Below are 769 nucleotides of genomic sequence, written 5' to 3'. Positions count from 1 at the left end.
GGGATCACCCGGAACAGCCCATGTTTTTTCGAGCGTTCATACACAATGGTCGGGTCAATCCCGCCAGTATCCCAGCAGATACGGGATATCGACATTTCTGCACCATTCCGGCGGGGATAGGTTTTATTGATGGCCTCATCCACACGCAGCAGCGTCTGTTCATCGTCGTGGCGGCCCATAATAATCTGCCGGTCAATCAGCCAGCTTTCCTCACCCGGCCCCCATCCCCATACGCGCATTTCGTAGCGGTCCAGCTTGGGGTCGATACCGGCGGTGAGGGTAAGCCACACGGTCAGGAACGGGCGCTGAATAATGCTCTTTCCGCTCTGCCATCACTTCAGCATCCGGACGTTCGCCAATTTTCGCCTCCCACGTCTCACCGAGCGTGGTGTTTACGAAGGTTTTACGTTTTCCCGTATCCCCTTTCGTTTTCATCCAGTCTTTGACAATCTGCACCCAGGTGGTGAACGGGCTGTACGCTGTCCAGATGTGAAAGGTCACACTGTCAGGTGGCTCAATCTCTTCACCGGATGACGAAAACCAGAGAATGCCATCACGGGTCCAGATCCCGGTCTTTTCGCAGATATAACGGGCATCAGTAAAGTCCAGCTCCTGCTGGCGGATGACGCAGGCATTATGCTCGCAGAGATAAAACACGCTGGAGGGGTCATCCGGCGTCCATTTGAGGCCAAACGGCGTCTCTTTGTCGCCAAATTTAAGATACTGCTCCTCCCCGCAATGCGGGCAGGCAACATGAAAACGCATAAAA

General features: G+C 54.4%; 1 pseudogene. It reads right to left on the bottom strand.

Annotation, left to right across the window (positions count from 1 at the left end):
• Window positions 1–769: pseudogene (locus tag VER_RS10275) on the bottom strand (terminase gpA endonuclease subunit); the annotation flags it as partial.

Origin of the sequence: Veillonella sp. R32 (assembly GCF_010093125.1) — a bacterium.
GTDB lineage: Bacteria > Bacillota > Negativicutes > Veillonellales > Veillonellaceae > Veillonella_A.
Note: the sequence above shows the minus strand (reverse complement) of the source record. Positions and strands in the feature narration are given on the sequence as shown.